General features: G+C 71.0%; 14 protein-coding genes. 8 read left to right on the top strand and 6 right to left on the bottom strand.

Features of this window, described 5'->3' with window-relative positions:
• Positions 1 to 97 precede the first annotated feature (97 nt).
• From AC07CM_RS31685 to AC07CM_RS31655, 7 genes are read left to right on the top strand one after another with little or no spacing between them, the layout of a single operon-like run.
• On the top strand, positions 98 to 2,851 hold the full coding sequence (locus tag AC07CM_RS31685; protein WP_478879901.1) for a phosphoenolpyruvate synthase: 2,754 nt from the start codon (positions 98 to 100) through the stop codon (positions 2,849 to 2,851).
• Positions 2,848 to 4,494 carry a hypothetical protein gene (locus AC07CM_RS31680; protein WP_478879900.1) on the top strand — a complete coding sequence of 549 codons (1,647 nt, stop codon included), beginning with the start codon at positions 2,848 to 2,850 and terminating at the stop codon, positions 4,492 to 4,494. The genes AC07CM_RS31685 and AC07CM_RS31680 overlap by 4 nt, the downstream gene beginning before the upstream one ends.
• Before the next feature lie 14 nt (positions 4,495 to 4,508).
• Positions 4,509 to 5,642: an SDR family oxidoreductase gene (locus tag AC07CM_RS31675; protein WP_478879899.1), complete on the top strand. Its 1,134-nt coding sequence runs from the start codon at positions 4,509 to 4,511 to the stop codon at positions 5,640 to 5,642.
• Positions 5,639 to 6,583, top strand: a complete 945-nt coding sequence (locus AC07CM_RS31670) for a nucleoside-diphosphate kinase (RefSeq protein ID WP_478879898.1) — start codon at positions 5,639 to 5,641, stop codon at positions 6,581 to 6,583. Before AC07CM_RS31675 ends, AC07CM_RS31670 begins: the two co-directional genes overlap by 4 nt.
• A 10-nt stretch (positions 6,584 to 6,593) precedes the next feature.
• A complete protein-coding gene (locus tag AC07CM_RS31665) occupies positions 6,594 to 7,574 on the top strand; it encodes a ScbA/BarX family gamma-butyrolactone biosynthesis protein (protein ID WP_478879897.1) in 981 nt (326 codons plus the stop codon).
• Between the two features lie 42 nt (positions 7,575 to 7,616).
• Positions 7,617 to 8,519, top strand: coding sequence for a hypothetical protein (locus AC07CM_RS31660; protein WP_478879896.1), 903 nt, complete (start codon positions 7,617 to 7,619; stop codon positions 8,517 to 8,519).
• Positions 8,516 to 9,160: a nitroreductase family protein gene (locus tag AC07CM_RS31655; RefSeq protein WP_478879895.1), complete on the top strand. Its 645-nt coding sequence runs from the start codon at positions 8,516 to 8,518 to the stop codon at positions 9,158 to 9,160. The genes AC07CM_RS31660 and AC07CM_RS31655 overlap by 4 nt, the downstream gene beginning before the upstream one ends.
• 45 nt (positions 9,161 to 9,205) lie before the next feature.
• Here AC07CM_RS31655 and AC07CM_RS31650 read toward each other — a convergent pair whose 3' ends face one another.
• Positions 9,206 to 9,874, bottom strand: coding sequence for a TetR/AcrR family transcriptional regulator (locus tag AC07CM_RS31650; protein ID WP_478879894.1), 669 nt, complete (start codon positions 9,872 to 9,874; stop codon positions 9,206 to 9,208).
• A 59-nt stretch (positions 9,875 to 9,933) separates the two neighbouring features.
• Between AC07CM_RS31650 and AC07CM_RS31645 the strand changes: the two genes are divergently transcribed.
• Positions 9,934 to 11,556: an FAD-binding oxidoreductase gene (locus AC07CM_RS31645; protein ID WP_478879893.1), complete on the top strand. Its 1,623-nt coding sequence runs from the start codon at positions 9,934 to 9,936 to the stop codon at positions 11,554 to 11,556.
• 36 nt (positions 11,557 to 11,592) lie between these two features.
• Here AC07CM_RS31645 and AC07CM_RS31640 read toward each other — a convergent pair whose 3' ends face one another.
• The 5 genes from AC07CM_RS31640 to AC07CM_RS31620 form a co-directional block, all read right to left on the bottom strand.
• Positions 11,593 to 11,763, bottom strand: a complete 171-nt coding sequence (locus tag AC07CM_RS31640) for a hypothetical protein (RefSeq protein WP_478879892.1) — start codon at positions 11,761 to 11,763, stop codon at positions 11,593 to 11,595.
• 234 nt (positions 11,764 to 11,997) lie between these two features.
• Positions 11,998 to 13,005: a DNA polymerase Y family protein gene (locus tag AC07CM_RS31635; protein ID WP_478879891.1), complete on the bottom strand. Its 1,008-nt coding sequence runs from the start codon at positions 13,003 to 13,005 to the stop codon at positions 11,998 to 12,000.
• A gap of 385 nt (positions 13,006 to 13,390) precedes the next feature.
• Positions 13,391 to 13,858 (bottom strand): DUF2255 family protein, encoded by a 468-nt coding sequence (locus tag AC07CM_RS31630; protein WP_478879890.1) that lies wholly within the window; start codon positions 13,856 to 13,858, stop codon positions 13,391 to 13,393.
• Positions 13,859 to 13,897: 39 nt separating this feature from the next.
• On the bottom strand, positions 13,898 to 14,782 hold the full coding sequence (locus AC07CM_RS31625; RefSeq protein ID WP_478879889.1) for an aldo/keto reductase: 885 nt from the start codon (positions 14,780 to 14,782) through the stop codon (positions 13,898 to 13,900).
• Complete coding sequence (locus tag AC07CM_RS31620; RefSeq protein ID WP_478879888.1) at positions 14,782 to 16,224, bottom strand: MFS transporter; 1,443 nt, start codon at positions 16,222 to 16,224, stop codon at positions 14,782 to 14,784. Before AC07CM_RS31620 ends, AC07CM_RS31625 begins: the two co-directional genes overlap by 1 nt.
• Positions 16,225 to 16,722 lie beyond the last annotated feature (498 nt).

Genomic DNA, 16,722 nt, shown 5'->3' with positions numbered 1-16,722 from the left:
ACTACTCCGAACCCCCCAGGTGTTTTGATCGGCGCCATTGTGAAACATTCGGCGCCATCGAGTAACACTGGCGAGTAACCCTTGAAGGGGAAACGAGTTGTCGCGCATCACAGGATCCCGACACCGGTCCCTGCATGTCCTCACACCGTCCAGTGAGGAATCGCTGATCGTCGAATGGGCCGGCGGAAAAGGGAGGAACCTTCACACCCTGACCGCGTCCGGCTTTCGCGTACCGAGCTGGTCGGTTATCGGTCTGGACGTCTTCGGGGAATTCTGCCGAGGCAGCGGAGCGGACGAGCACCTGGCACGGCTGCTCGCCGACGGGTGGGAATCGAACGCCCGGCAGGTCGCCGACGAGATCGCCCGTCTGATCGAGGCCGCGCCCGTTGAGGAACACGTCGCCGAGGCCATCGCAGTGGCCTACCGGCAGGCCGGCGGCGGGGCGGTGGCCGTCCGCTCCTCCGGGCCGCAGGAGGACGGCTCGCGGCACTCCTTCGCCGGTCAGTTCGACAGCTTCCTCAACGTGCGCGGCCTCGCCGAGGTCACGTCCCACGTTCGCCGCTGCTGGGCCTCCGGATTCTCCGAGCGCTCCCTACGCTACCGGGCCCAGCGCCGGCTGCCGCCCGACGCCGGTGGGATCGCCGTGATCGTGCAGCGCATGGTGGCCGCAGAGCGCAGCGGCGTGCTGTTCACCGCCGACCCGACGACCGGTCGTACCGACCGCCATGTGGTCAGCGCCGTCCACGGGCTCGGGGAAGGGCTGGTCTCGGGCGCGGTCGACGCCGACACCGTCGTCCTGGACGCCACCAGCGGCAAGCCGCTGCCCGAGGTGACCGCCGGCGAGCAGGAGCGCTGCGACGCAGGATCGGGACCCGGCCGCCAGGTGTCGCCGTTCGCCGACGAGGACCGGACCGCGTCGTCCTTGACCACTGCCGACCTGGCCAGGCTGCACGAGGCCGGGGTCCGCGTCACCGCGCACTACGGCGTCCCGCAGGACATCGAGTGGGCCATCGCCGAGGGCACTCTGTGGATCCTGCAGAGCCGCCCGGTCACCGCTCTCGCCCCGGTGCCGAACCCCGAGGGGGAGCTGAGGATCTGGGACAACTCCAACATCATCGAGAGCTTCGGCGGTGTCGTCTCCCCGCTCACCTACAGCTTCGCCGCAGACACCTACGCCAAGGTGTACGACAGTTACGCCCGGGCCATGGGCGTCCGCGGTGAACAACTGCGCGAGGTGCGGGAATGGACCCCGCATCTGCTCGGCTACGTCCACGGACGGGTCTACTACAACCTGTTCCACTGGTACCGCATGGTGCGCCTGGCGCCGCTGTACCCGCTCAACCGGCGCGTTCTCGAGAAATGCCTCGGTGTCGCGGAGAGCATCCCCGACGAGATCGCCGACACACTCCATCCGTTCACCCCTCGCCCCGGGCTGCGGGGCCGGTTCTCGCGTCTGTCCCGCACGGTGGTCTTCGCCCGGAGATTTATCACCATCCGCAAATCCGTGGACGCCTTCCTCCGGGATTTCTACCGGGCTTACGCAATTTTCAACAATGTGGATTACGAAGAGCTACCCGGTGACGAGACCTACCGCCGCTTCCGCCGGCTGCAGCGGGAAATCATCGAGAAATGGGGCCCGATGCAGGCCCTGGACGCGACGATCCTGCTTTCCGTGGGACTGCTGGCCCTGCTCACCCGCAGGTGGCTGCCGGAAGCACCGGAGTCGTTCATCTGGGCGGCGGCTGCTCCCAACAGCCCCGTGGAGTCCGCGGAGCCGGCGAGGGCGCTCCGTGAGCTGGCGGCCGAGGCACGCGCCGACGCCGAGGTCCTTCGGCTCCTCGAAGACACCTCCGACGCCAAGGCCCACCAGGCGCTCCGCGACGCCGGCCGCACACGGTTCCTGGCAGCCGTCGACGCGTACATCACCGACTACGGCTATCGCAGCCCCGACGAACTCAAGCTGGAGGTCCCCGACCTGCACGAGAACCCGGCAGGGCTGTTCACACTGCTGCGTGACGCTCTGCCGGACATCGCGGACGGTGGTGCCCCCGGCCGTGGCGGCGAGGCCGACACGTACCTCGACGAGCACCTGCGCGGCCCGCGCCGGCTGCTGTACGAGCGGGTGCGTGGGAAGGCCCGGGCCGCCCTCGTCGACCGGGAACGGCTGAGGTTCTGCCGCACCCGCGCCTTCGGGGCCGCCAAACGCATGCTTCGTGCCCTGGGCCGCGACCTGGCGCACGCCGGCGCCATCGACGCCTGGGACGACGTGTTCATGCTCCGCCTGGAGGAGATCACCGGCGCGTACGAGGGCATGATCGCCCACGACGAACTGCGGGACCTGGTCGCGCTGCGCCGCTCGCAACTGGCCGCCGACGCGGCACTGCACGCCCCGTCCCGCTTCACCACCCGGGGCGCCCCGTACTGGTCGGGCAATCTGGAGCAAGCGGGCTGGACCAGCGGCCCGGCCGTCCGCAGCGGTGCCCGCGAGCTGCGCGGCACCCCCTGCTGCCCCGGCGTGGCCGAGGGGCTCGCCGTGGTCACCGACACCCCGGTCGACATCGGCGGCGGCATCCTGCTCGCCTACCGCACCGACCCCGGCTGGGTCGCCGCGTTGCCCTCGGCCGCCGCCCTGGTCGTCGAACGCGGCAGCCCGCTCACACATGTCGCCGTCGTGGCGAGGGAGTTGGGCATTCCGACGGTGGTCCAGGTCAAGGACGCCACCACCGAGATCCGCAGCGGCAGCCGGTTGCGCGTCGACGGCGCCGCCGGGACGGTCACCGTACTCGCCGACCCGCCCGGCGATGGTACGCCCGCCGCGGCGGGCACCGCCCGAACGGAGACGCACCCGTGATCCTCACCGAGGACCAACTGCAGGACCTGCTCGACAAGTCCCTCGCCGAACTGCCCCACTCCACAGGCTGGGCCGTGGTGCTCGAAGGCTCCATCGCGGAGGGGTTCGGCAACCCTTCCTCCGACATCGACTTCCTGCTCGTGGGACGAGTCGAGGGCGACCTGCCGACCATGCCGTCACTGCTGTTCGTGGACGGCCGGCGGGTGGAGATCCGCACCCGGTCGGTACGCCAACTCGTCGACCAGTTCCGCGCCGTGGAGGAACGGGCGAAACGGCCCGACCTGCTTCACGAGGACCTGCTGAACCGCTGCCAGCGGCTGCTGCACAGCCATCCGCTGCGCGGGCACGCCCTGATCGAGGAGGTGAAGGCGGCGATGCCCGTCGAGCGGTTCCGCCGGATCACCGCCGACTGGTGGGCGTACCGGGCCCGGCAGTCCCTGCGGCACGCGATGGCGCTGCTGTGCCTCGGCGAGACCGACGAGGCGGTCGACTGGACCCGTGCCGGACTCGTCCAGACCGTCAAGTCCTGGGCGGCCGGCCTGGGCGAGACATACCTCGAGCCCAAGTGGCTGTCCCTGCAACTGGACCGGGCGGGCCGCATGGACGTACGCGATCGCTACTGGGAGTTGGAGGCCGCCGCTCCCGGCCGCGCCGAGACCGCCCGCGGCCACCTGGTCGCGTGTCTCGCCTTCGCCGAGGACCTCGGTCTCACCGGCGGTCCCTGGCGCCCGGACCGGCTCACCGTCGAACGGGCCACCAAGGTGACCACCTGGCAGACCGGCGAGCGGGTCCACGTCATCCGCGGCCGCCGCGAGGTCTTCGCCCTGGGGGACGAAGCCGGCGCCGTCTGGCGCTCCCTGGTTCTCGGCCGACCGCTGCTGAGCGTGCTGGCCCAGGCCATGGACACCGGCGTCACCGACCCCGGCCCGCTGCTGGCCACGTTCCTGCGCTACGGGCTGATCCGCCTCGCCTGGAAGGGCGGCGGCACCGTCACCCCCTCGCTGCCGCCGGCCGCCCCGTCGGGCCCGGTCAGCCCGCCGCCCTCCAGCGCACGGCCGCTGCTGTCGGTGCACGGTGCGGCCGTGTCCGGTCCCCGTGCCGTCGACCTGATGCCGCTGTCCGCCGACCGTTTCGCCGCCGCGGCCATGGCCCTCGTGTGGTCCAACGTCGTCGTCGAGAACGCCGTCGAGGATCTGACCGGCGCCCTGCGGCGCGGGCAGTGGCGGGTCGCCGAACTCACCGCGCGGCGCGCCGTGCACGCCGCGCTGCGCGGACTGTTCAGCGCCCACGGGGTCGACCCGCTGCCCGCCGACTCCGACCTCGTACGCCGTCTCGACCTGTTGCCGCCCGCGAGCCGCACCATCGGGGCACGCGCCGGCGAGCTGCTGCGGCGCACCATCGACTCGGCTGACCACGGCGACACCCTGCTCACGGAGGTGTGCGCCTGCATCGCACAGGTACGCACCGCCGTGGGCGCCGACTCCTTCCCGCTGTCCTTCGAATCCGCGGACGCCTGGCGGGCCACCCTGCAACTCGGCTACGACTGGCTGCGCATCGGCGTCCACCTCGACGCGGAGCTGCCCGTCGAGGAGGCTCGCGACCTGCTGGCCAGCAACGGCGCCCAGCCGCACCAGGCCCTGTGACGGGACCGAGCCCCGTGTCCGCATCGCTGCCGACCTTCCGCCCGGAGCAATGGATGTCCGACCCGATGACCGTGCTGGTGACCGGTGCCACCGGTCTGGTGGGCGCGGAGGTGACCGCCCGGCTCACCGCCGCCGGCCACACCGTGCTGGCGCTGCTGCACCGCAACGCCGAACTCGTACGCAACAACGGCAGGAGACTCGACCCCGGCCCGGGCACCCTGATCCGGATCAACGGCGACATCACCCGCCCCTGCCTCGGGATGACCGAGGGCGACCGGAGGCTCGCGGCCATCGCCGACCGGATCGTGCACTGCGCCGCCGTCACGGATTTCGGACTCCCGGACGAGCGGTACGACCTGGTCAATGTCACCGGCACCAGGCACGTCCTGGATCTGGCTCTCGCCGCCCGCATCCCCTTGGTGCACGTGAGCACCGCCTATGTGTGCGGGGAACGCGACGGCCTCGCCCGTGAGGACGAACTCGACGTCGGCCAACGTCCCGGCAACGGCTACGAGAAGAGCAAGCTCACCGCGGAGACGAGCGTCCAGGAGGCCGCGGCGGACGGCCTGCCGGTGACCGTCGTGCGCCCGAGCATCGTCACCGGCGCCGCCCGCACCGGCCGAGTCCGCGACTTCAGGACCATCTACCCCGTGCTCCGGGTCCTCACCAGGGGCCTGGTGCGCACCGTGCCCGGTCGTTACGACGCCGTCCTGGACCTGGTCCCGGTCGACCGCGTCGCCGACCTGGTGGCCGGGGCCGCCATCCGCTTCCAGGACGCCGAGGGCCACACCCTGCACGCCGTCGGCCACGAGCTGACCCTGCGTGACTTCTCCGACGTCCTCGCCGAGTACCCCTCCTTGCGGATACCGCGGTTCGTGCCGCAGGCCGCGTTCTCCGCCTCCGCCCTGTCCGACCGCGAACGCGCCTACTACGACCGTGTCGTCTCCCTGTACGACACCTACTTCCGGCGGCGCGTCCACTTCGACGACACGCAGGCCGCGGTCTTCAGCGGCCGTCCGGCGCGCATGAGCGGCCGGCCCTACCTGCGCCGCCTCCTCGACCACTGCCTGAGGACCGGCTATCTCGGCCCGGCTCCGGGCCAGGAGCCGACCGCCACGGCCCGAGCCGACGGGAGCACCCACCCATGACCCCCGCGCACCTCACCGAGCCCTCGCACGGCATACCCGTCTCCCCGTTGCTGACCTGCCAGCCCGCCAAACAACGGCTGTACGGCGCGGACACCTACTTCCAGGAGAGTCACGGCCAGCTCTCCGCGCTCACCGACGACGTCACCGGCTTCGCCCACCGGCACGCCGCGCTGCTGCTGAAGCCGGATGCCGTGGTGTCCCGCCGGCTGGTCACAGCCGTGGGCTGGCTGAGCGGGAGGGGTTTCAGGATCGTCGGCGCGGCGGTCACCCGGCTGACCCGCACCATGATCCGCTCCCTGTGGTACTTCCAGTGGAACCTCGCGACCCCCTACCGCAGGAAACTCGCCGCCCTCTTCCTGGAGGACGCCGACGCCCTCGTACTGCTTGTCCGCCCCGCCCACGACCTGGACATTCCGGCGTCGGTCGAACTCACCCGGCTCAAGGGACCCACGGACGCCGACGCCCGGCAGCCCGGCCAGCTGCGCCACCTCCTCGGACGCTACAGCTACCTGCTGAACCTGGTGCACACCCCCGACGAACCCGCCGACGTACTGCGGGAGCTGGCCGTCCACTTCGACGACGGCGAACGCGAGGCCCTCTTCCGCTCCGCCCTCGCCGACGAAGACCGCACCGCGGACGCCCTGGAGCTGACCGCCAGGCTGTACGCCGCCAACGGGCCCCGGAACCTCGAGTTCGAGCCCGCCCTCGAACGGCTGCGCGTGGCCATGTCCCGGTACCCCGGCACGAGTCCGACGGCCACTCCGCGCCTGCTGCTGGAGACCGCATGGGAGCGCGGGTTCGATCTCGACCCCTGGGACACCGTCATCGTCGGCTCCACGGTGCTCCCCATGCGGCACCCCGGCCGCGCCCCCGTGCTCGACGGGGCCGACGCCGGCACCTGGCGCCGCCATCTGCACACCGTCCACACCACCCCGACCTGAGGAACGGACCATGCAGTTCACCCGGACACTCCGCAAGGAGCTGGTGCACCGCGCGGCGGTCGCCGAGGTCTTCCTGACCGACCTGCAGCCGCGCAGCGAGGACGAGATCCTTCTGGCCGCGCAGCTTCCCCGCCGCCACGCCTTCTACCACGACTCCCTCAGCCCCTGTATCCGTCATGATCCGCTGTTGCTGCTGGAGGCGTGCAGGCAGGGCATCTTCGTGGTGGCCCACCGCTGCTTCGACATCCCCCTGGATCACAAGTTCCTGCTGCGCGCCGTCGAGTTCGAGCTGCTGGCCCCGGAGGCCCTCACCTGCGGCGGCCATCCCACCGAGGCCGTCATCACCGCCCGCGTCGAGCACCGGTTCCGCACCCGGGCCGGACTGACGGGCCTCCGGTTGCACTTCACCCTGTCCGTCGGCGCACACGAGGCCCTGCTGGCCCGCATCGACTACTCCTGGATGCCCCCCGAGGACTGGAAGCGCATGCGCAGCGGACAACGCCGGGCACTCGGCCTGCCCCCCGTGCCCGTCGCCCTGCCCGGACCTCGCGTCGACCCGGCCGTCGTAGGCCGCCGGGACCCTGCCAACACGGTCATCTCCCCGCCGTACACCGCCGGTGACGGCACGCACAGAGCGCGTCTGGTCGCCGAGACCACGCATCCCACCCTGTACGACCACTGGGTGGACCATGTGCCCGGCATGCTGGAGCTGGAGGCGTTCCGGCAGATCGCCCTGACCGCGGCCGTCGCAGCCGGGACCGTCCGCACGCGGGCGGCGCTTCCGGTCCATCTGGCCGCGCGGTTCCGCTGCTTCGCCGAGATGGACCTCCCGCTGGAGTGCCGGGCCGCTCCGGTCCTGCCCGGCGCCGACATCGAGTGTGCCCTGCGCCAGCACGGCGGCGTCGCCGCCGAGGCCCGGATCAGACTCGCCGACCCGAACCCGGTCGTGGCGGGTGTCCTGGCGGCCCACGCGGCCCACGGAACCGCCTGAGGCCGGTCCCGACCCGACACGTACCAGAGCAGGGAGGGTCCCGTGGTGACCACCGTCGCCGCCGCTCAAGTACCCGCCAGAATGGGCCGCTTCGTGCTGCGCATGTTCCCGCCGCACGTCTACGCCGCCTACGGACTGCTGTGGGTCCTCGCCCTGGAGAGCTCGGCGGTGGCCGCGACCGGCGCGAACTGGCGTCCGTCGGGTGCCACTTGGGTGCGGGTCGCAAGCGTCGTACTCGCGCTGCTGTTCCTGCGGATGCTGGACGAGCAGAAGGATCTCGGGTACGACCGCGTGCACCACCCGGACCGGCCCCTTGTCACCGGCGCGATCACCGTCGCGGAACTGCGCGGCGCGATGGCGGTGATCACCGTGGTGGTGACGGCCCTGAATGCCGCTTGCTCGGCCACGGCCGCCCTCCTGCTTCTCGCGGCCCTCGGATACGGGCTGTTCCTCGGCGCCCTGGAACGGCTGTCACCCGCGGTGCGCGACCGGCCGCTGCTCAACCTGGCGATCACCTACCCGGTACAGGTGCTGCTCGGTGTCTACGTGTACGGGTCGCTGGTCGCCGCGGGGACCGTCACCGCCGACTGGCGCGGCGCCGCACTGCTCACCCTGTGCGCCTGCGTCTTCCTGCACTTCGAGTTCGCCCGCAAGACGGCCTGGGAGGCGCCGCCCGACGCGCTCCTGTACTCGGCGGCCCTCGGCCCGCGCCGCAGCGCGGCGGTCACGGCGGGCTTCGCGGCCGGCGCCGTCGGCTGCCAGGTGCTGCTGTTCGCGCCGGGCGACGCGCGCGGCCTGCTGCCCTGCCTCGCGGCTGTCCTGCCCGCATGGGCCACCTGGCGGTTCCTGTCCGCCGGGCGCGGCGGCTGGCCGGTGCCGGCCGCGACGGGCTTCGTCGCGATCACCCACCTCGCGCTGGTCGTCCGGGCGGTGCTGCTGCCATGACCGCCGAACTTCCCCTTTCCTGCGAGGAGTTGCTGACCACAACGCGATGCGTGCGGCGCGGCCTCGACCTGGACCGGGCGGTGGACCCGGAACTCGTCGAGGACTGCCTGCGCATCGCCCTGCAGGCACCCAACGGCAACAACCGGCAGAACTGGCGCTGGATCCTGCTCACCGACCCGCGGATCCGCGCGGGCGTTGCCGAGGTGTACCGGGCCGCGTTCTACGACCGCAACGCCGCCGCGCTGGAGCGGTCGGCGGAACTGCCCGCCGGGCAGCGATCCGTCCTCACCGCGGCACGGGCGCTGGCCGACCGGCTGCACCGGGTGCCCGTCCTGCTCGTCCCGTGTCTCGAACTGGCCGAGGGACGGCTGCCGATGGGGAACCAGGCGGGTCTGTGGGCGTCGTTGCTGCCCGCCGCCTGGAGCTACGCGCTGGCCGCCCGCAGCCGTGGCCTCGTCACCGCCTGGACGGCTGTCCATCTGGACCGTGAGCACGAGGTCGCCGACCTGCTGGGCCTTCCGCCCACCGTGCGTCAGGGCGCGCTGCTTCCGACGGCGTACCCGCTGCGCGGCACGTTCCGGCCAGGGCCACGGCTCGCGCTGGAACTGGTCCTGCACCACAACGGCTGGCACGACGGTTGACCGACGCACGCCTGGGCGTTTCGCCCCGCCGGGTGACCAACTGGTTCAGGCGCCGTTCCGGATGGCCGCGAGGAGGCGGGCGCAGCGTGCGCTCATGTCCTGTGCGGAGAGTTCGGGATGGGAGATCCACCAGCCGACCAGTGCGCTGACCGTGCCCGTCCAGATGTGCTTGAGCGCGTCCGCGTCCAGGGCGTCGTCGTTGCCCTCGCCGTGCAGCAGGGTGGCCGTGCCGATGGCCGCCAGTTCGTCGATGGTCTCCCTGTGGTGTCGGGCTGCGCGCCAGGGTTCGGAACCAGCCGGCACGGACCGGTCGTACAGCACGAACCAGGCGTGCCGCTGTCCTTCCAGGGCCCGGAAGAGGGCGGTGAGCACGGCGTGGGGCAGCCTGCCTCGCGGCGGGTCCGACGCCATGGCCCGTTCGATCGCCTCGAGCAGGTGCGGGCCGATGCGGTCGACGCAGGCCGTGTAGAGGCCGTCCTTGGAGCCGAAGTAGGTGTACAGCAGTGGTTTCGTCACACCTACGCGGCGGGCGATCTCGGCCATGGAGGCAGCGGCGTATCCCTGCCTGCCGAACTCCTCCACCGCGGCGCCGAGGATCTGCCGTTCCCGGTGGGCCCGGGGTACGCCCTTGGTCCCCGCGCGGGTCGCGGGCCGGTTCCGTTCCCGATCGTCACCCGTTGGATCCGGTGGGGGCGGGGTTCTTGCGATTGCCATGACAGAACTATACGTTGCAGTAACTTACCAAGAGGTAAATTACTGGAAGGTCAATTCTCGTGGCCGACAGCAGCACGCCCAACACGTCGTCGACCGGCACCACCCCGCGCCGCTCCTGGTGGGGCTGGGGCGCCGAGAACAAGGCACTGTCCGACGCCGAATGCACCGCACTCGGGCGCTTGCTGCCCGGCGCGGCGGACGCTCCGCTACCCGTCCCCGACATCTCCGCGCTCGCCCTGCCGAAGGTGCGCGTGGATCCGCCCACGGAACTCGCCCCGTTGATGTCGGCCGCACCCTGGGACCGCGCCTCGCACACCTATGGCAAGGCGTACCGCGACGTGATGCGCGCCCTCGCGGGAGACCTCTCGGCAGCACCCGACCAAGTCGCCCGCCCCCAAAATGAGCAGGACGTCACCGACATCCTCGACTGGGCGGCGAGTACCGAGGTGGCCGTCGTGCCGTACGGGGCGGGGAGTTCGGTCGTCGGCGGAGTCGAGTACCGTGCCGACCGGCACCGTGGTGTGGTGTCCCTGGACCTCTCGGCGCTGGACCGGGTGCTGGAGATCGACAGGACCAGCCGCGCCGCACGGATCCAGGCCGGTGCCCTGGGTCCCGCCCTGGAGGCCCAGCTGCGACCGCACGGACTGACGCTGCGTCACTTCCCGCAGAGCTTCGAGTTCTCCACCCTGGGCGGGTGGCTCGCCACACGGGCGGGAGGCCACTACGCCACGCTCTACACCCATATCGACGACCTCGTGGAGTCGCTGCGCGTGGCGACCCCGGTCGGTGTCAACCAGTCGCTGCGGGTGCCGGGTTCGGGTGCGGGCCCCTCCCCCGACCGACTTTTCCTGGGGTCCGAAGGCACGCTCGGTGTGATCACCGAGGCCTGGATGAGGCTCCAGGAGCGTCCGCGCCACAAGGCGTCGGCCACGGTTCTGTTCGATGACGTCCACGCCGCCATGGACGCGGTGCGCGCCGTCGCGCAGTCGGGCCTGCACCCGTCGAACTGCCGGCTCCTGGATCCCGGGGAGGCCGGCCTGGCGGGCATCACGCAGAACGGCGAAAGCGTCCTCGTCCTGGGCGTGGAGTCCGCGCACTCCCCCGTCGAGGAACGACTGGCCGAACTCCTCGCCCTCGCCCGCGATCACGGCGGCACGCCCACCGCGAGGGAATCCGGCGCCACGGACACCGCCGCGGACACCTGGCGCTCGGCGTTTCTGAGAATGCCGTACCTCCGCGATGCGCTCGCCCGCATGAGCGTGATCAGTGAGACCTTCGAAACGGCCTGCACCTGGGACCGGGCACCGGAGTTGTACGAATCGGTGCGGGTTCGGCTGGGCGAGGTCGTGAAGGAGGTGACGGGCGCGGCCGGCACGGTCAACTGCCGCTTCACGCACGTTTATCCGGACGGCCCCGCGCCGTACTTCACCGTGATCGCACCGGGCAGGCGCGGCGCGGAAGTGGCGATGTGGGACGAGATCAAGTCCGCGGCCATGAGCATCCTGCACGATCACGGTGCGACGGTCACCCATCATCACGCGGTCGGACGCGACCACCGGCCCGGCTACGACCGCCAGCGTCCGGAGCCTTTCGCCCTCGCCCTACGGGCCGCGAAGCGGGCGCTCGACCCGGCCGGGATCCTGAACCCGGGTGTGCTGCTCGACCCCGACCCGGCCCGCTGAGGCTCACGCCACGAGTTCCAGCACCGGATCGACGAGTTACAGGGCGATGCGTGCGACCGCCCCGTCCTCGGGGTTCCCGTACTTCGAGATCACCTGCCGGTCGCTCATGCGGTCGACTTCCTCGCTCCGTTCGACGGGAAAGATCACGTGAGTGCCCTTGTCCGTCCAGTACTCGACCACGCGGTGGGTGGCGGTGGCTCGGCTCATGCTGTGCTCCCTTGCAACGCGTGGGGTTCAGGGTGCTTGTGTGCACGTTGAAGGGTCAATAGCAGAAGGGGCTTCCCTTTTGGATTTCGGAAGCGTAGGTTCCGGTTACCCCGCGTCGGCGCCCCTCAAGGCGCCGGCCCTCCGATCCCGGGAAGGCGGGCCCGCGGGGGCCAACTGTCTGATCACGACCGAACACTGCGACCCGCCCAGTGCGGGTTGCACTGGGCGGACGGATCAGGAAGCGCGGGGGAAGGTGGCCGCAGGGCCGACCGCGCCGGGACCGAACCTGTCACGGATGCGGTCCATGGCTCCCTCGGCGACGAGCCGCGACTCGCGCGCCTGGTCGAAGCTGATCTGCTCGGCGACCTGGTCGGCGCCGACGAGATCCTCCCCCCTGAGGCCGAGGCCGGTCAGCCGGGCGCGCTGCAGAGCGGCGGCGTCCATCAACTGGTAGGCCAGAATGCGAAGATCCTCTTCGTGCGCCGACGGCTCGGACAGCCGACGGGTCTTCTCCCAGCTGGTGCCGCCGGCGAAGCGCAGGGTCAGGGTCAGGGCGCGGGCGGCCTGACCGCGGCGGCGCAGCAGCAGGCCGAGCCGGACGACCAGGTCCAGCAGGGCAGCCCGGACGGCCGCACCGTCGAGGGCGTGCTCGGGAAAACGGTGCTGTACGGCGGCGGAGGCGGGCAGGGTACGGGGGACCACGGGGCGAGGGTCGATGCCGCGGGCGCGGTCGACGGCGAGCCTTCCGTTCTTCTTGCCCAGCAGACGCTGCACGGTGGCCGGCGGGACGGCGGCGAGCAGTCCGACGCAGTGGATGCCGTAATCACGCAGTACGGCCGCCTGGCGGGGGCCGATGCCGTACAGCGCCTCGACCGGGAGCGGCCCCAGCCACTCGGCGGCCCGCTCGGGCTCGACGGCGAGGACGCCTCCTGGGCCGTCGATCCGGCCGGAGGCGGTGGCGGCGACCGTGACGCTCGGGCCGATTCCGACGCGGAGGTCCACTCCCAGGCGGGAGATGGTCCGCACGCGCAGGACTTCCCCGAGGTGACGGGCGTCGGTGCGGTGGTAGCGCAGGGCGCCCCTGAGCTCGACCAGAGCCGCGGCCGGGGGGAGGGCCTGGACGACGGGGGAAAGACCGGCCAGCTGCTCCAGCACCTGCCGGTACGTCTCCTCCGGCAGCCGGTCGGGGCAGCGTACGTGCATCACCGTCGCCTGCACGGCCTGCGTGTCGCCGTTGTCCATCAGGTCACCTCCCACCCGCCTCACATTATCGAACGAAAAATCGAACACGCGAGTTCGCGGGGCCCCGAAAGACTGTGGTCCGGGTCTTGCTGCGCCCGAGCACTAGGACCTCTCTTTCGGATCTTGCCGGGGTCGCGGTGCCTGGTGCGCACATCTGCCGCGTTGTCGTCGGTTGCCAACTCCCCCACGCTCGGCTTCGCTCGCGCGGGGGCGCCCCCATCGCGTCGACGCCCTCCTCCACCTTGCAGCTGCACGCACCAGACCCCCGCTCGGGCCGGACACAAGGCGCCGCCGCTCCGAGCCGGCCAGATCCGAAAGAAAGGCCCTAGATCTGTCAAATGAGCGCTGGACGTGTCACACGCTGCATTTCAGTCGGCCATCGCTGTCAGCGGGGTTCGAGGCGGAGGGTGGAGCTGCGAGCGCGGTCGGTCAGGACGTGCTCGACGATCGTGGTGTAGCGGCCGTACTTCTCCCGGTAGGCGGTGTCCACGTCCGCGAATTCGCCGGGATCTGCCTCACGGAAGGTGACGTCCTGCTGCACGCCGCCGGCGTCGATGCGGCCTTGGTGGCGGGACTGGGTGCCCCGGTACCAGGGGCCGTCGGTGCCCTTGACCGAGCGGACGTAGAGGTGGTCGCCGGCGCGGACCACCCACATGGTCACGCGGTCGCGCAGGGTGCCGTCGGCGCGTTCGGACTCCAGGTCCAGCTCTTCCGCTGCACCGACCTTGGCCAGGTCCGCGTCGTTCCAGTGCGTCATGGTCGTTCCTCCAGGCTGGTCGCGGCGTTCGATGGTGAGGGGAGCGAGCGGCTGACGTACGTCATGGGCGCCGAACGCCTTGACGGTGGTGGACACGGTGAATCCTTCGAGCGGAGTTGTGCTGAGTGGTGCGGGTCAGGCTTCGGGGATGGCGCGGCCGTAGGCGGCGAGGGTGACGTTCTCGGGTTCCGGGCCGCCGCGCCGGCCGGTCTCCAACGCGTCGAGCGCGGTGAGCTCGTCAGCGGTGAGCTCGAAGTCGAAGACGTCGATGTTCTCGGCGATGCGGTGGCGCTTGGTGGACTTGGGGATGACCGAGCGGCCCTGCTGGAGCCCCCAGCGCAGCAGCACCTGGGCGGCGCTCTTGCCGTGCGCATCGGCGATGCGGGTGACGGCCGGGTCCTCAAGGACGCTCTTGCGGTCCTCGCCGTAGCCCGGGTAGAAGGTGATCCCTCCGATCGGGGACCATGCCTGGTTGAGGATGTGGTGCTGGTCGTCGAAGTCGAGCACGGCGCGCTGCTGGAAGTAGGGGTGGATCTCCAGCTGGTTGACCGCCGGGACGACGTCGGTGGCTTCGAGCAGCGTGGTCAGCTGGTCGACCATGAAGTTGCTGACACCGATGGAGCGGACCTTGCCGTCGGCCAGGAGCTTCTCCAGGGCGCGGTAGGCGGCGAGGGTCTTGTCGAAGTCCGACGGCAGAGCCTGGTGCAGGATCAGCAGGTCGATCTTGTCGACCCCGAGCTTGGTGGCGCTCTTCTCGAATCCGTGCAGGGTCTCGTCGTATCCGTAGTCACTGATCCAGATCTTCGTCTCGATGAAGATCTCGTCGCGCGGCACTCCGGAATCGCGGATGGCCTGGCCGACCTCGCGTTCGTTGCCGTAGGCCGCGGCAGTGTCGATGTGCCGGTAGCCGAGATCGAGCGCGGCCTTGACAGCGGCCTGTGTCTCGTCGGGCGGGGTCTGGAAGACGCCGAGTCCGAGGGCGGGCATCTCGACGCCGTTGTTGAGGGTGAGGGTCTGCATCACAGGGACCTTTCATGGTGAGTAGCCCGTGCGGGCACGATGAGGGCGAGGACGGTCACGACCGCCAGCGCGAGCAGCACGGCGGAGCCGGTCAGGGCCGTTCCCGAGCGGGCCGCGATGTCTGCGGCCGCGTGCCCGGTGGAGACGGAGGCGGCTGCGGCGGTGAGGATGCTCAGGCTCAGGGCGCTGCCGATCTGGTGCACGGTGTTGACCAGGCCCGAGCCGGCCCCCGCCTCCGCGGGGGCGACGCCGTCGACGCCGCTGGAGGTCAGCGGCGCCAGCGTCAGGCCCTGACCGGCGCCGATGAGCACCATCGGCAGGGCCACGCCCGTCAGATAGCGGGTGTGCAGGCCGAGGCGGCTGAGCCACGCCATGCCCACCGCGGTCAGGACAACCCCGGTGAGCAGCACCAGCGGCCTGGCGGCCCGTTCCAGCAGCCGCGGAACCTGGACGGCGAAACCGAAGTTGACCAGTGTCATCGGCAGAAACGCGAGGCCGGCCTGTAGCGGTGTCCAGCGGTAGACGCTCTGCACGAACTGCGCGGTGAAGAAGAAGAACCCCATCATCGCGCCCATGTAGAGCATCCGGGCGAGGTAGGCACCGGAGCGCTCCCGGCCGGCGAACAGCCGCAACGGCACGATCGGCTGCGCGGCCCGCCGCTCCACCCGGACGAACAGCCCGAGCAGCACCACGCCCGCCACCAGCGGCACCAGCGTCCAGACAGCGGTCCAGCCGAAGTCGGCGGCGTCCACGATGCCGAGCACCAGCGCGGTCGAACCCAGTGTCGCCAGCACTGCCCCGGCGATGTCGAAGCGACCTTGCCGGCGTTCGGTCTCGGACAGGAACCGCAGGGCCGGCACCGTCATCACGACGCCGACCGGGACATTGAGGAAGAACCCCGCCCGCCACGAGATCAGATCGGCGACGAGACCCCCGACGACCAGCCCGAACGCGGCGCCGAGACCGGCGACGGCGCTGTAGGCGGCCATCGCCCGGTTGCGGGCCCGGCCCTCGGCGAAACTGCGCGTGAGCAAAGACAGCGCGGACGGGGCCAGCACCGCGGCGCCGACGCCCTGGAGCGCGCGGGCGCCGATCAGCCACCACTGGGTCTGCGCGGCACCGACCAGCAGCGAGGTGAGAGAGAAGACGACCAGGGAGAACAGGAACACCCTGCGGTGTCCGAACAGGTCACCGGCGCGGGCGCCCAGCAGCAGCAGTCCGCCGAAGACCAGGACGTAGGCGTTGGTGATCCAGGACAGGCCGGTCTCGGAGAACCCCATGTCGGAGCGGATCTGCGGCAGCCCGGTGAAGACGATCGAATTGTCGAGGATCACCATGAAGTAGCTGACGCAGACGATCGAAAGGATCAGCGTCGGGTGGACCGGAGTCCCGCGGGGGCGAGTCGCCGCAGGTGCCGACGCCCGCTGTGCGGTGGTGGTCATCGAGTCACCAGCCCCATCGTCAGCGTCGCCCTGCCCAAGATCCCGGCGATCGCCCACACGGCGGACGATGCACCACCGCGGCAGGCCGAGGCGTCCACCGTGCTGATCACAGGCTGCCTGTTCACAGCCGCACCAGCACCTTGAGGGCCTCGCGGTTCCTTGAGGGACGGTCGGCTCCGTATCCGACGCGGCCGTCGTCGGCTGTGTCCATGAGTGCTGAACGCACGGTGTTCCTTCAGGTCGGTTCGATCGGCTCCTTGAGGACTCGCCGTCCTCGGCCTCTTCCAGGGAACCGCGGGCGGACGCGCAGGTGGGAGTCACTCCTTTTCCAGGTAATGGCAGTACCTCGCAGGCGCTCACCGACGCACCTACCGTGAGAGTGCAGGCCAGACACCCACCGCCCGAGCAACAGGAGGTCCCCGTGCCCTGGGCCGCCCACGCCGAAGCCTTCACCCACCCTGCATTCGACGCCGACCGGTCCGAGGGCACGCCCGCCGG

This window comes from Streptomyces sp. NPDC044061, assembly GCF_056434305.1.
This window is presented reverse-complemented; position numbering and strand designations above follow the sequence as displayed.

Excerpts from the sequence above, each read along its gene's own strand:
- AC07CM_RS31640 (WP_478879892.1), bottom strand. The coding sequence starts at position 11,763 with ATGAGCCGAGCCACCGCCACCCACCGCGTGGTCGAGTACTGGACGGAC.
- AC07CM_RS31665 (WP_478879897.1), top strand. The coding sequence starts at position 6,594 with ATGCAGTTCACCCGGACACTCCGCAAGGAGCTGGTGCACCGCGCGGCG.
- AC07CM_RS31635 (WP_478879891.1), bottom strand. The coding sequence starts at position 13,005 with ATGGACAACGGCGACACGCAGGCCGTGCAGGCGACGGTGATGCACGTA.
- AC07CM_RS31620 (WP_478879888.1), bottom strand. The coding sequence starts at position 16,224 with ATGACCACCACCGCACAGCGGGCGTCGGCACCTGCGGCGACTCGCCCC.
- AC07CM_RS31655 (WP_478879895.1), top strand. The coding sequence starts at position 8,516 with ATGACCGCCGAACTTCCCCTTTCCTGCGAGGAGTTGCTGACCACAACG.
- AC07CM_RS31670 (WP_478879898.1), top strand. The coding sequence starts at position 5,639 with ATGACCCCCGCGCACCTCACCGAGCCCTCGCACGGCATACCCGTCTCC.
- AC07CM_RS31650 (WP_478879894.1), bottom strand. The coding sequence starts at position 9,874 with ATGGCAATCGCAAGAACCCCGCCCCCACCGGATCCAACGGGTGACGAT.
- AC07CM_RS31625 (WP_478879889.1), bottom strand. The coding sequence starts at position 14,782 with ATGCAGACCCTCACCCTCAACAACGGCGTCGAGATGCCCGCCCTCGGA.